14 protein-coding genes are annotated in these 13,595 nt (G+C 63.7%); 8 read left to right on the plus strand and 6 right to left on the minus strand.

Translation table 11 applies throughout. From position 1 onward, the window contains the following. Positions 1-14 precede the first annotated feature (14 nt). On the minus strand, positions 15-728 hold the full coding sequence (locus BXE_RS14970) for a hypothetical protein (RefSeq protein WP_011489124.1): 714 nt from the start codon (positions 726-728) through the stop codon (positions 15-17). 113 nt (positions 729-841) lie between these two features. Then, on the minus strand, positions 842-1,240 hold the full coding sequence (locus BXE_RS14975) for a VOC family protein (RefSeq protein ID WP_011489125.1): 399 nt from the start codon (positions 1,238-1,240) through the stop codon (positions 842-844). Positions 1,241-1,633: 393 nt separating this feature from the next. Here BXE_RS14975 and BXE_RS14985 point away from each other — a divergent pair, with 393 nt between their 5' ends. After that, positions 1,634-2,044 carry a DUF2000 domain-containing protein gene (locus tag BXE_RS14985; RefSeq protein ID WP_011489127.1) on the plus strand — a complete coding sequence of 137 codons (411 nt, stop codon included), beginning with the start codon at positions 1,634-1,636 and terminating at the stop codon, positions 2,042-2,044. A 23-nt stretch (positions 2,045-2,067) separates the two neighbouring features. Here BXE_RS14985 and BXE_RS14990 read toward each other — a convergent pair whose 3' ends face one another. Genes BXE_RS14990 through BXE_RS15000 form a run of 3 tightly spaced genes read right to left on the minus strand, consistent with a single transcriptional unit; the run spans position 2,068 to position 5,176 of the window. Further along, positions 2,068-2,592: an Lrp/AsnC family transcriptional regulator gene (locus BXE_RS14990; RefSeq protein WP_011489128.1), complete on the minus strand. Its 525-nt coding sequence runs from the start codon at positions 2,590-2,592 to the stop codon at positions 2,068-2,070. Then, complete coding sequence (locus BXE_RS14995) at positions 2,589-4,259, minus strand: acyl-CoA synthetase (RefSeq protein WP_011489129.1); 1,671 nt, start codon at positions 4,257-4,259, stop codon at positions 2,589-2,591. The genes BXE_RS14990 and BXE_RS14995 overlap by 4 nt, the downstream gene beginning before the upstream one ends. After that, a complete protein-coding gene (locus tag BXE_RS15000) occupies positions 4,256-5,176 on the minus strand; it encodes an SDR family oxidoreductase (RefSeq protein ID WP_011489130.1) in 921 nt (306 codons plus the stop codon). The genes BXE_RS14995 and BXE_RS15000 overlap by 4 nt, the downstream gene beginning before the upstream one ends. 174 nt (positions 5,177-5,350) lie before the next feature. Here BXE_RS15000 and BXE_RS15005 point away from each other — a divergent pair, with 174 nt between their 5' ends. Next, a complete protein-coding gene (locus BXE_RS15005) occupies positions 5,351-6,055 on the plus strand; it encodes a TetR/AcrR family transcriptional regulator (protein WP_011489131.1) in 705 nt (234 codons plus the stop codon). A gap of 60 nt (positions 6,056-6,115) precedes the next feature. Here the strand turns inward: BXE_RS15005 and BXE_RS15010 are convergent, their stop codons facing one another. Continuing rightward, positions 6,116-7,024, minus strand: a complete 909-nt coding sequence (locus BXE_RS15010) for a LysR family transcriptional regulator (RefSeq protein WP_038457639.1) — start codon at positions 7,022-7,024, stop codon at positions 6,116-6,118. A 145-nt stretch (positions 7,025-7,169) separates the two neighbouring features. On the opposite strand from BXE_RS15010, the gene BXE_RS15015 reads away from it, so the two are divergent. The 6 genes from BXE_RS15015 to BXE_RS15040 all read left to right on the plus strand — a co-directional run bounded on the left by BXE_RS15015 (position 7,170) and on the right by BXE_RS15040 (position 13,528). After that, entirely contained in the window at positions 7,170-9,290 is a 2,121-nt protein-coding gene (locus BXE_RS15015) for a 3-hydroxyacyl-CoA dehydrogenase NAD-binding domain-containing protein (protein ID WP_011489133.1), read from the plus strand. A gap of 81 nt (positions 9,291-9,371) precedes the next feature. After that, positions 9,372-10,580, plus strand: coding sequence for an acyl-CoA dehydrogenase family protein (locus BXE_RS15020; protein ID WP_038457636.1), 1,209 nt, complete (start codon positions 9,372-9,374; stop codon positions 10,578-10,580). A 12-nt stretch (positions 10,581-10,592) separates the two neighbouring features. After that, positions 10,593-11,723 (plus strand): acyl-CoA dehydrogenase family protein, encoded by a 1,131-nt coding sequence (locus BXE_RS15025; RefSeq protein WP_011489135.1) that lies wholly within the window; start codon positions 10,593-10,595, stop codon positions 11,721-11,723. 122 nt (positions 11,724-11,845) lie between these two features. Then, the gene (locus BXE_RS15030) at positions 11,846-12,427 is read left to right on the plus strand and encodes an RNA polymerase sigma factor (RefSeq protein WP_011489136.1); all 582 of its coding nucleotides are present in this window, start codon (positions 11,846-11,848) and stop codon (positions 12,425-12,427) included. A 12-nt stretch (positions 12,428-12,439) separates the two neighbouring features. After that, on the plus strand, positions 12,440-12,748 hold the full coding sequence (locus BXE_RS15035) for a hypothetical protein (RefSeq protein WP_038457631.1): 309 nt from the start codon (positions 12,440-12,442) through the stop codon (positions 12,746-12,748). Positions 12,749-12,811: 63 nt separating this feature from the next. Further along, positions 12,812-13,528: an O-methyltransferase gene (locus tag BXE_RS15040; RefSeq protein WP_011489137.1), complete on the plus strand. Its 717-nt coding sequence runs from the start codon at positions 12,812-12,814 to the stop codon at positions 13,526-13,528. The last annotated feature ends 67 nt before the right edge of the window (positions 13,529-13,595 follow it).

The following is a 13,595-nucleotide window of genomic DNA, read 5'->3' on the forward strand; positions in this document are numbered from 1 at the left end:
AGCAGTCGTATCGATCAGCTATCCGTCGGAATCGGGCCACTGGCACTGGCCGGCGGATTGGGCAGCCAGGAGAGACTGTTGAAACCCTTGTTCAGGTAGCCGCCGTCTCCCTCCGAAGCGCCGTAGCCGAAGTGCGCATACGCCATCGTGTTGGCGTACAGTGAGACCACCGCGGTGCTGCGTATCGTGTTGAAGAAAGGTGTCCCCGCGAGCGCCGCGACATCTCGCGCCTGATCCGAAGGCGCACGCTTGAGCCAGTCCGAGCCCGCTTGCGCGTCGAGCTGTTTCACGCCGTCCGCCAGTTGCTGGCGCACCGCCGGATCGGCTTTCGCTTTCGCGTCGAGGTCCTTGACGACCAGCGCATAGACCGCGTTGTCGAGCGTGGGGTGCGGATAGAGTTGCCGCGTGAAGGCGAGAATCACTTCGCCCTGATGCGTGTCCAGTCCTTGCAGTTCGAGCGCCCACGCGCGGCTCGGCGCGAAGCTCGACAACACCGACGACACCGCCAGCGTGCCCATCAGCACACCCGTGCCTCTCAACAGCTCGCGCCGCGTAAGCGGAATCCGCAACGCGGCCGTGGCCGCCTTCGCCGCGCGCTGCCCGCCGCCGTGCTCGTCAGAATGCTCGTCAGAATGCTCGTGGGGATGCTCGTGGGGATGCTCGTGCTCGTGATGATGCGCATGATGTGCGTGACCGGACGCGACGATCGGAATGATCGTTGTCTTCATGTCTGTCTCCTTTGTAGACCGGGGTCAGCGCCTCAGCGCCGGCTCCGGTCCCATGCAATCTGGTTGTTGTGGGGTATTGCAACTACGCGCGGCGGCCGCCTGGATTACTTTTACTATTGATAGTGGCCGTAGCGTTCCAGCACTTCGATCTTGTAGCCGTCAGGGTCCTGAATGAAAAAGTAACGCGCCAGCAACTCGCCGTCGTCGTTGTGAAACTCGCGCAGATCATTGGGCGTCATGCCGAGATCGAGCAGACGCTGCCGCTCGCGCTTTGCATCGTCGACGCAAAACGCCACGTGGCCGTAGCCGTCGCCGTGCGAATACGGCTCCGTGCGGCCTTTGTTCCAGGTGAGTTCTATTTCGGCGTCGGCTTCGCCGTTGCGCAAATACACGAGCGTGAAATCCGGAAAGTCGAGCCGGTGCGATACGTCCAGATTGAAAGCCTTCTGATAGAACTGCAGCGAACGCGGCAGATCGTGCACGCGGATCATCGTGTGGATGAGTTTGGCCATCTGTGTCCCCTCCTGTTTGAATCCAGTTTAGGAGGCCGGCCACGCGAGTGGTAATGCACGGCTAAATCGCGCCAGGGACTTGCCCTATGTTGCAGACACATCGATTGCATGGTTTTCGCACGCGCCACTGCGAGGCGAATGGCAATGGACCTCATGCGCCGGCAAGTTGCACTGCAGCATGCAAAGCTATTCGAGCGGGTGTTTGCCGAATGGCATCAGGCAAAACCCGACATGGCCGGTAGGCAAGCACGCATCCGCCGAAGCCCATTCGTTTTTTCATTGGAGTCGTGCACACGCGCCGCGAGTTTCCATAAGATCGGCCTGTAGACACCTTCTTGAATGACGGGCGATGCGACACCGATGCATCGCCCAGGCTGTGGAGCATTGTGCGTTATGGAATTCGATACGAAAGTTGCGATCATCGTGCTGGATGATCTCGCTGTCTGGCAAAAACTCAATGTCACCGCGTTTCTCGCAACAGGGATCGCGGGCGCGGCGCCCGAGGCAATGGGCGAACCGTACGAGGACGCGGCGGGCCGCCGCCATGCGCGGCTGTTCGGCCAGCCGATGATGGTCTATCAGGCGGACAACGCGGGTTTGCTGCGCGCGTTTCGCCAGGGCATTGAGCGCGAATTGACGCGCGCCGTGTATGTGCGCGCGATGTTTTCGACCGGCCACGATCAGGCGAACCGCGACGTGTTCCGCGCCGAGCCGGCCGACGCCCCCGACCTGGTCGGGCTCGCCGTGCGCGGGCCGAAAAAAGCCGTCGACAAAGCCGTGAAAGGCCTTTCGCTGCACGCCTGAGGCGTAATGAGTCCTCATCACGCTCAGAGGTCCGGACTCGGGCCGCGCTCCAGATAAGTGGTCAGCGCGATATAGCTGCGCGTGCCGGTGAAGCCTTCAATCGCGTGAATGCGCGCGAGCAGTTGTTCGAGCGATTGCGTGTCGCGCGTGCGGACTTTGAGCAGCATGGCGCTCTCGCCCGTCACGGTGTGAATCTCCTCCACGTCCGATAGCTCCTGTAGCGCGAGCAGTTGCCGGGTCACCGCCCAGCTCGTCGTATCCACATGCACGAACGCGAGTAGCGGACGGTTCAGTTTCGCGGCGTCGAGCGCGGCCACGGTGGCCTTGATCACGCCTTCCTTCTTCAGCCGCCGCGCGCGCTCGTGGACAGCGGGCGCCGACAGAAACAGCAGCTTGCCGAGTTCCGCGTAAGTGCGGGTGGCGTCTTCGGCGAGCAGCGCGAGCAGCTTGCGGTCGGTGTCGTCGAGCGAGGCCGCGCCCGGTTGCGCGCCCGGTGCTCTCAGCGCCCTGCCGCTGCGGGTGGTGAGCGAACGTCGGATCGTGCTCATCGGCGCTCGGGTTTTGACGCGGGATTGTCCGCGTCCTGTTCCAGTCCCTCGCGCAAGGCTTTGCGGATCACCTTGCCGGTCGCCGTCAACGGCAGGCTGTCGACAAAGCGAATCTCGCGCGGATACTCGTGCGCCGCGAGACGCGTTTTGACATGCTGCTGGATCTCGCGCACCAGCGCCGCGTCGCCGGCAAAGCCGGGGTTCAGCACCACGAACGCCATCACGATCTCGGTGCGCTCGCGATCCGGCGCGCCGATCACGACCGCCATCGAAACAGCCGGATGACGCAGCAGCGAGTCTTCGATCGAAGCCGGCCCGATGCGGTAGCCGGCGCTCGTGATCACGTCGTCGCCACGGCCGACAAAACGGATGAAGCCGTCCGCGTCGCATGTGCCGAGGTCGCCGGTCACCAGAAACTTGCCGCGGAATTTCTCGCGCGTCGCCGCCTCGTTGCCCCAGTAGCCGAGAAACATGACCGGATCGGGCGCGGCCACCGCGATATCGCCGATCGCGCCCGGCGGCAATTCGTTGCCGTCCATATCGACAATCGCGACATGATGCCCCGGCACCGCGCGGCCAATCGCGCCGAAGCGCGGTTCGAAGAGCGCCGCGCACGATGACACCACGACGTTGCACTCCGTCTGCCCATAGAACTCGTTGATCGTGACGCCCAGCGCTTTGCGGCCCCAGCCGATCAATTCCTCGCCGAGCGATTCACCGCCGCTCGCCACCGAACGCAACGCGAGGCTCCAGCGTTCGGGACGTTCGACGCCGCGCATCATCTTCAATGCGGTGGGCGGCAGAAACGTATGCGAGACCGCGTGACGCGCCATCAGATCGAACGCGGCCTCGCCGTCGAATTTCGCAAAGCGGCGCGCGAGTACCGGCACGCCGTGATGCCAGGAGGGCAAGAGCACGTCGAACAGGCCGCCGATCCATGCCCAGTCGGCGGGCGTCCAGATCAGCGTGGCGTGCGCGGGAAAGCCCTGTTGCGACATCTCGACGCCCGGCAGGTGGCCTGGCAACACGCGGTGCCCATGCAGCGCGCCCTTCGGTTTGCCGGTCGTGCCCGACGTATAGATGATCACCGCGGGATCGTCCGCGCCGGTATCGACGGGTGTGAAACCCGCGGGCGCGCTCTTCAGCGCGTGCCAGAACGAACGCACCGGCGCATGCGGATCGCCGTTGTCCCGATCGATATCCACGCTGAAAACATTGCGCAGCGACGGCAACGCCGCGCGGATTTCGTCGACCTTCTGCACGCCGCCGTGATCGGTAATCAGCGCCACGGCGCCACTATCGCCGAGCCGATGTTCGATCGCATCGACGCCGAACAGCGCGAACAGCGGCACGGCCACCATGCCGGCCTTGTAGGCGGCGAGATGCGCGATAGCCGTTTCGACGGATTGCGACAGGAAGATGCCGATCCGGTCGCCGCGTTGCGCACCCGCTGCGAGCAGCGCGTTGGCGAAGCGGTCGGACAGCGCTTTCAACTCGTCGAACGTATAGCGGGTCGCAGTGCCCTCGGGATCTTCGTAGATCAGCGCGAGACGGCCCGAACCGTCGGCCCATTTATCGCACACGTCCACGCCGATGTTGTAGCGCGCCGGGATCTGCCACGCGAAGTTTGCCGTCAGCGATTCGTAGGTCTGGCCGTCGAGGTTCATGGTGTCTGCTCCTGCAAGCCCGTCGGCGGTTGATAACGCGGGAAGCCGTTATATTCGATCGTACGCTCCGCCGGCGGAAGCGGCCACGAGTGGCGCGCGTTCGGCACGCCGCCGTCGACGCGGATCACCGTGCCGTTGATGAACGCCGACGCCTCCGACAACAGAAACACCGCCGCGCCGGCCAGTTCGGATTCGGTGCCGAAGCGCTGCAGCGGGACCTTATGCCTGAGCGTGCGCAACAGCGCCTGGTAGTCTTCGTTGTAGCTGTCCATACCCGCGGACGCTATCCAGCCCGGCGCGACCGCGTTGACTCTCACCCCCGCGTGGCCCCATTCGCATGCGGCGGTTTCCGTGAAGTTCCACACGCCCGCCCGCGCCGCGCCCGAGTGACCCATGCCGGGCATGCCGCCCCAGATATCCGCCAGCATGTTCACGATCGTTCCGCCGTGATGTTCCATCCATTGCGTATAGCATTCGCGGGACATCAGAAACGTGCCGTGCAGATTGTTGCGCACTACCGCGTCCCAGCCATTCAGGGAAATCTTTTCGAGCTTCGCGGGGAACTGGCCGCCCGCGCAATTGAAGAGGCCGTCTACGCGGCCCAGATCCGCAATGATCGAAGCGATCGTTTCGCGGACCTGTTGCTCGTTGCGGATGTCGCAGGAATAGGTCTTGTGTCCGGCGGAGGTGCGTTGATGATCTTCGGCCAGTTCGGCTTGCACCGCTTTCAGTTTGTCCTCGCTTCGGCCGACCAGCGCCAGGGTTGCGCCTAAGGATGCGAGTTCGTGCGCGGTGCATCGGCCTAAACCGCTACCCGCGCCGGTGACGATAATGACTTTGCCGGCGAAGAGGCCTTCGCGGAAAACCGAACGATAGCCGTTTGACGGCGGCGAGGTGCTCGACGAAGCTGCGGGCATGCGGGTGTCTCCTTCATGTGCTGCGCTTTCGGTGTTTGTTGAGTTTAGCTCATGTTTTATTCCTGTGTTGTGCATGACCGTAACTTTATTTCACACTGATTTCGCAATGGCACTTCCCCATTCCTTGAGCTAGACTCAACTGATGCCGACTCAACTTCCCTTGTATTCCAATCGATGACCGCATCCGCTATCTCCCGCCGCGTGCCTGTGCAGGCGCGCTCCGAACAACGACTCAAGGCGATTCTGGAGGCGGCCCGGCTCGTGTTTTCCGAAGTCGGCTACGCGTCGGCCACCATGACGGAGATCGCCGGGCGCGTCGGCGTGTCCGAGGCGACGATCTTCACGTACTTCGCCAGCAAGCGCGATCTCTGCGTTCGCGTGCTCGGCAACTGGTATGACGAGATCATCACCCAGGTCGAAAACGAATTGCCGTTGATCGCGGGCACCCGCAACAAGTTCGCCTACCTCGTGCGCACGCACCTCTACCGGCTGACCGTCGACGGCACGGGTCTGTGCGCGCTCATTCTTTCCGAAGGGCGCGAGAAGGACGACAAGTTCGGCGACGTGATCGTCGAACTTCAGCGCCGCTATACGGCGCCGATGATGAACGTGCTCGCCGAAGGCGTGGCGAGCGGCGACGTTCGCGGCGACATGCCGCTCGGTCTGCTGCGCTCCGCCGTGTACGGGCCGATGGAACACGTGCTGTGGGACGCGGTGCGCAAACAGAAAGCAGTGGATATCGAAGCGACCGCCGCTTCGCTGAGCGATCTGCTGTGGCAGGGACTCGTGCCGCCCGATGCGCAGGAAGCCGCATTGCGGCAGCTGCGCAGCGATGTCATCGGCGCGGTGAAGCGATTCGAGGCGGCAGGATCGAAGTGACGGGGCGGCGCGTGTCATGGGCCTCAAGTACTGTTCAGCAAAGCTCTTTCCCGCAACCGATCACGCCGGCACGCCTCTGCCCGTGCCATGCGCCTGCTGCAAAATGAAATCGATGAAGGTCGCCGCCGCGCGCGTGTGATGCCGGTTCGGCATATACAGCATGTACATATGCGTGCCGAAGATGCTCAAGCGCCATTCGTCGAGCGCGGTCACCGCATCGCCACGGCGCAGGTCGTCCTGCACCACGTAGTCCGGCACGAGGCCCACGCCCAGCCCGGCGAGCACCGCCTGGCGTAAAAAAAGAAAGTTCTCGGAGATGAGCGTCGGCTCCAGCAGCACTTCGTGCCGCTCGTCGCGCAAGTAAGCGGCCACGCGCAACTGCCTGCCGACCACGGCCGAGGTAATCAGCGGCGCCGTGCGCAGATCGTCGAGTTGCCGCGGCATGCCGTGCGTTTGCGCGAAAGCCGGCGACGCACACGCCACGTACCTGACCGGCCCCATGTCGCGCGCCACCAGGTTTTGCGGCGGTTCGGACATCACGCGCACGGCGATATCGACTTCGTCGCGCATCAGGTCTTCAACGCGGTTCTCGAACATCACGTCCAGCACGATGCCGGGATAAAGCCGCTTGAACGCGATCAGCCAGTCCGACATGACAAGCTGCCCATAACCGCTCGGCACGCTCAGCCGCACGCGGCCCTGCAGGCTTTGCCCGAGCGTGGTGACGGATTCGCGCGCGGCGAGCAGCGCATTCTGGATCGCGCGGCCGTGCTCGTACAGCTGCAGGCCGATCTCGGTCGGCTCGACCCGGCGCGTGGTGCGCCTAACCAGTTGCAGGCCGATAGAGCGCTCCAGCTGGTTCAGGTGATAGCTCACGTTCGCGCGGCTCATTTTCAGCCGGCGCGCGGCTTCGCTGAGATTGCCCGCGTCCAGAATCTCCACCAGCAAGGTCAGGGAATTGACGTCCACGGCGGCGCCTTTGTCAAAATAACCTTGACAGTCTGTCAACCGTCCATGTGATTGTCAATAAACCTTGACCGCCTCACAATCGGAGAATTCGCCAGACCCGGCATGCCTTTCCGCCTGCAACCGATAACAGCCAGGAGACGACTTCATGACCCTCAATCCATCAGCCGACGTTGTGACGCGCGAATTGCGCGGCAAGGTGCTGCTCGTGACGATCGACCACGCACCGGTCAACGCCCTCTCCGCCGACGTGCGGCGCGGTCTGCTCGCCGCCGTCGAAGCCGCGGACGCCGATAGCGCCGTGCAAGCCGTGCTGATCGTCGGTGCGGGGCGCAATTTCATCGCCGGCGCGGACATTCGCGAGTTCGGCAAGCCGCCGCTGCCGCCCGCGCTCCCGGACGTATGCAACCGCATCGAAGCGTGCACGAAACCGGTGGTGGCCGCGATTCACGGCGCGGCGCTCGGCGGCGGTCTGGAAGTGGCGCTCGCGGCGCACTACCGGATTGCCGTGGAAGGCGCGAAACTCGGCCTGCCCGAAGTGCAGCTCGGCCTGTTGCCGGGCGCGGGCGGCACGCAGCGCACGCCGCGCCTGATCGGCGCGCAGGCCGCGCTCGATCTGATCCTGAGCGGCCGCCATGCGAGCGCGAAGGAAGCGCTGGCGCTCGGCCTGATCGACCGCCTGGGCAGCAGCGGCGACATCCTCGCCGAAGGACTCGCGTATGTACACGAGTTGCTGGCCGCCCACGCGCCGGTGCGCCGCACGCGCGACGCCGTAGCGCCCGGCGACCGCGCCGCGAGCCTCGCTGCCGTAACCGCAGCGCGCGCGGAAACCGCGAAGAAATCGCGCGGCCTGTTCTCGCCGCTGAAAATCGTCGACGCCGTCGAGGCCGCCATCGAACAGCCCTTCGACGAAGGTCTGCGACTCGAACGCAAACTGTTCCTCGAATGCCTCGACAGCCCGCAGCGCGCCGGACTGATTCACGCGTTCTTTGCCGAGCGCGAAGTGCTCAAGGCGCCCGAAACGCGCGACGCCAAACCGCGCGCGCTGAACGCGATCGGCGTGGTGGGCGGCGGCACGATGGGCGCGGGCATCGCTGTCGCGGTGCTCGACGCGGGCCTGCCGGTGACCATGATCGAGCGCGACGACGCCTCGCTTGCGCGTGGCCTCGCGCACATCGAAAAAGTCTACGATGGCCTGATCGCCAGGGGCCGCATGAGCGCGGAGAAGAAAGCGGCGGTCATGACGCGCTGGAACGGCAGTACCTCTTACGATGCACTCACCGATGCCGATCTCGTGATCGAAGCCGTGTTCGAAGACCTCGCCGTCAAACAGGCCGTATTCGCCGAACTCGATCGCGTCTGCAAAGCAGGCGCCGTGCTCGCGACCAACACGTCGTATCTCGACATCGACGCCATTGCCGCGAGCATTTCGCGCCCCGCCGACGTGATCGGCCTGCACTTCTTCTCGCCCGCCAACATCATGAAGCTGCTGGAAGTGGTCGTGCCGAAACGGGTCAGCGCGGACGTAGTCGCCACCGCGTTCGAGCTCGCGAAAAAATTGCGCAAAACGCCGGTGCGCGCGGGCGTGTGCGACGGCTTCATCGGCAACCGGGTGCTGGCCGTGTACCGCGCCGCCGCGGACGCCATGATGGAAGACGGCGCCTCGCCCTATCAGATCGACGCCGCCGTGCGTGCGTTCGGCTTTCCGATGGGACCGTTCCAGGTGGTGGATCTGGCGGGCGGCGACATCGGCTGGGCGGCACGCAAGCGGCGCGCGGCCACCCGCAATCCCGCAGCACGGTACGTGCAGATCGCCGATCGCCTGTGCGAGCGCGGCTGGTTCGGCCAGAAAACCGGCCGCGGCTTTTATCTGTACCCCGAAGGATCGCGCAGCGGCACGCCCGACCCCGAAGTGGAAGCGATCATCGACGCCGAGCGCGCACGCGCCGGCATCACGCCGCGCAGCTTTACCGATGACGAGATCATCCGCCGCTATATGGCCGCGATGATCAACGAAGGCGCCAACGTCGTGCACGAGCGTATCGCGCTGCGGCCGCTGGACGTCGACGTGACGCTCCTGTACGGCTATGGCTTTCCGCGCTATCGCGGCGGTCCGATGAAATACGCGGACATGGTCGGCCTGCCCAAGATTCTTGCCGACATCCGCGAATTCGCCAAAGAGGATCCGCTCTTCTGGAAGGCCTCGCCGCTGCTCGTGGAACTGGTGGAACGGGGCGCCGATTTCGCGAGCCTGAACCAGACGGCCTGAAACGGCGCATCATCGATATGCATTACGGGCGGCCGCGACTTGCGCGCGCCGCCCGCCTCACTCTATCCGGAACAACCCGTCATGGATCTGAACTTCACTCCCGAGGAAGAGGCTTTCCGCGCCGACGTGCAGGCCTTCTTGCGTGACAGGCTCCCGCCGCGACTCGCCGACAAGGTGCACGGCGGCCGCCGTCTGACGCGCGACGACATGGCCGGCTGGCACGCGATTCTCAACGCGCAAGGCTGGCTTGCGAACCACTGGCCGAAAGAATACGGCGGCCCGGGTTGGAACCCGGTGCAGAAATTCATCTTCGAAAACGAATGTGCGCTGGCCGGCGCGCCGCGCGTGGTGCCGTTCGGCGTCAACATGCTCGGCCCCGTGCTGATCAAATACGGCAGCGAAGCGCAAAAACGCCATTGGCTGCCGCGTATTCTCGACGGCTCGGACTGGTGGTGCCAGGGCTATTCGGAACCGGGCGCCGGCTCCGATCTCGCCTCGGTCAAAACTTCCGCGGTGCGCGGCACGGATGCACAGGGCGAGCACTACATCGTCAACGGCCAGAAGACGTGGACCACGCTCGGCCACTACGCGAACATGATTTTCTGCCTCGTACGCAGCGCCACCGACGTGCGCAAACAGGAAGGCATCAGCTTTCTGCTGATCGACATGAAGACGCCGGGCGTCGAAGTGTGCCCGATCATCACGCTCGACGGCGAGCACGAAGTCAACGAGGTGTTCTTTACCGACGTGCGCGTGCCGGTCGAGAACCTGGTCGGCGAAGAGAATAAAGGCTGGACGTACGCCAAGTACCTGCTCACGTATGAGCGCACCAATATCGCGGGCGTTGGTTTTTCCGTGGCCGCGTTCAATCGTCTGCGCAAGATTGCCGCGAAACAGCGGCGCAATGGCCGGCCGCTCGCGGAGGATCCTGCGTTCGCGGCGCGCATGGCGCGTGTCGAAATCGATCTGGAGAACATGAAGACCACCAACCTGCGCGTGATCGCGGCGGTGGCCGGCGGCGGCGTGCCGGGAGCCGAGAGTTCGATGCTGAAGATTCGCGGCACCGAGATCCGTCAGGAAATCTCGTCGCTCACGCGCCGCGCAATGGGTCCGTACGCGCAACCGTTCGTCGAGGAAGCGTTGCAAGACGGCTTCGAAGGCACGCCGGTCGGCCCCGACGAAGCCGCGAGCGCCGCTTCGCTTTACTTCAATAATCGCAAGCTGTCGATCTTCGGCGGCTCGAACGAAATCCAGAAGAACATCATTTCCAAAATGATCCTGGGACTGTAAGAGGCGCACGTCATGAATTTCCAGCACACCGAAGACCGCCGCATGCTGGCGGATACGCTCAATCGTTTTGTCAGCGAGCAATACGGCTTCGAGACGCGCGACCGGATCGCGCGTTCGGCAGAAGGCTATAGCCGCGACCTGTGGACCCGTTTTGCCGAACTCGGCATGATCGGCGCACTGTTCGATGAAGCGGACGGCGGTTTCGGCGGCGGCGGCTTCGATATCGCCGTGGTGTTCGAGAGCCTCGGACGCGGCCTCGTGGTCGAACCGTTTCTGGACACGCTGATAGTCGGCCGCGCGATTGCGCGGAGCGGCAACGAGGCGCAAAAAGCCATGCTTGGCGAATTGATCGACGGCTCGCGAGTCGTTGCGCTCGCACACAACGAACCGGACGGCCACTACGAACTGGCCCGCGTGACAACCCGCGCGCAGCGCAACGGCGAGACATGGCGGCTGACCGGCGCGAAGGCCGTGGTTCAGCACGGCGAACACGCTTCGCTCTTTCTGGTCTCGGCGCGCACGCACGGCAATGACGATGAAGAAGCGGGCGTGACGCTCTTTCTCGTGCCACGCGATACGGCAGGCGTGAACGTGCGCGGTTATCGCAAGATCGACGGCGGCCGCGCGGCCGAAGTAACGTTCGACAACGTCGCGCTCAATGACAACGCATTGCTCGGCGCAGCAGGCGCGGGCTTCGCGACGCTCGAGTATGCCGTTGGCTGCGGCGTGCTGGCGTTGTGCGCCGAAGCCGTCGGCACGATGGATGTCGCGAAAGACCATACGCTGGAGTATCTGCGCACGCGCAAACAATTCGGCGTGCCGATAGGCAGCTTTCAGGCGCTGCAGCACCGCATGGCCGATCTGCTGCTCGAAATAGAACAGGCCCGCTCGGCGGTGATCAATGCGGCAGCGGCGCTTGGTGCCGAACGCAGGCTGCGGGAGCGCGCGGTGTCGGCGGCTAAATACAGTATCGGCAGGATCGGCGCGCGGGTCGCGGAGGAATGCATTCAGTTGCACGGCGGAATCGGCATGACATGGGAACTGCCGCTCGCTCACTATGCAAAGCGCCTCGTGATGATCGATCATCAACTCGGCGACGAAGACCATCATCTCGAACGGTTTATTGCGCTGGGGCGCGGATAAGCGCGACGCGCGGTTGCGTCTCCACCGTCCGCCGTCCACTGCCGGCTCCGGCTCCTTTCCGGCGAATGGAAAATTTTTTCAGCCAGCCACAATATTCGCGCGCCTGAAACGTCTTCAGACGCATGGAACCACCACCCACCCCGGGCACGATGACCGAACGAGACAGCGACATCACCGCGACCGTGGTGCGCGAGCGGACGAGGCTCGTCAATTTCATCCGGCGTCGCATACGGGATCCCAACGACGCCGAGGACATCCTGCAGGATGTCTTCCACGAATTCGTGCAGGCCTACCGGCTTCCGGCGCCGATCGAACAGGCTAGCGCATGGCTTTTTCGCGCGGCGCGCAATCGTATCGTCGACCGTTTTCGCAAGAAGAAAGAAGAACCGTTGACGGATCTGCCCGACCACGACGATGAAGCCGGCAGCGAGTATCGCCTCGACCTGAACCTGCCCGCGCACGACGCGGGTCCCGAGGCGCAATACGCTCGCGCTGTCCTGCTCAAAGCCCTGCAGGATGCACTCGACGAGTTGCCGCCGAATCAGCGCGACGTGTTTATCGCGCACGAACTCGAAGGGCTGTCGTTCAAGGACATCGCCGCTGAAAGCGGTGTCGCGCTCAATACGCTGCTCGCACGCAAACGCTACGCGGTTCTGCATCTGCGCGCCCGACTGCAGGCCATTTATGACGAACTGGATATTTAGAGGAGTTGAAGCATGAAATTTCGATTCAGATGCGCAGGTAAAGCGCTGCTCGTGATCGTCGGCATAGGCGTGCTCGGATGGGCGGTCATGATGCTATGGAACTGGGTGATCCCGGCGCTATTCGTCGATGCCCGGTCGATCGACTTCGCGCATGCACTCGGCTTACTGGTTCTGAGCCGCATTCTGTTCGGCGGATTCCGCGGGCACGGCGGCTGCCGCGAGCGGCGCCTATGGCGCAAATGGGATGCGATGACGCCAGAAGAACGCGAACGCCTGCAGGCAGGCTGGCGCTCGCGGCCGGGCAAACGGGCGGAAGACTGATACGACGCGATATCGGCCGGGTTTCGATTACTTCGTCGAACCCGGTTATTCCCGGGAAAACCTATGACATCGACCACCACGACGCTTCTCCAGCGGCTCCACGAACAGAGCCGCACAGAAATGATGATTCGCGCGCAGGCCCAGTTTTCAGGGTCGAGCGATGAGTTTCTGACACTCGCGGAAGAGTACGACACGCTCGCCCCGCATCTGCGCGGGCGTTTTCTCGAAACGCTCGGCCTTTCTACCGAAGATTTCGAATCCGCGCAGGGTACGGCTCTATCGCTGGCGGTGTCGGCGGAAATGGGACGGTTTCTGCGCAACATGGTGCTTGCGCATAAGCCACGTCGAATTCTCGAACTCGGCAGTTCCTACGGCGTATCCACGCTGTATTTCGCCGAGGCGCTTCGCACCTTGGGGGGCGGCGTGGTCGTGGCGACCGAACTGGACCCCGCGAAGTGCGCCCACCTCCGGGAGCACGTCGCAACCGCGGGCGTAGACGCCTATGTCGATCTGCGTGAAGGCGACGTCTTCCAGACCGTTTCCTCGCTGCACGGCGCGTTCGACATGGTGTTCATCGACGTATGGGCGAACACGTATCTCGATCTGTTCAGGCGAACGGAACATCTTCTGCGCCCCGGCTCGATCGTTCTCGCCGACAACATGTACACCGCCGAGGACGCCGTCCGGCCCTACAAGCAGTACCTCGACGACAACCCGCGCTTTTCGACAACGACGCTGGACTTTGAATCGGGGGTTGAGTTTACGGTCGTGGTTTCCTGACTCGGCGCTGAGTTTGCGCTGAATTGGCGTTTACAAAAAAACCGTCCGACAGGGTCGGACGGTTCTT

It is taken from the genome of Paraburkholderia xenovorans LB400 (assembly GCF_000013645.1).
Lineage (GTDB): Bacteria > Pseudomonadota > Gammaproteobacteria > Burkholderiales > Burkholderiaceae > Paraburkholderia > Paraburkholderia xenovorans.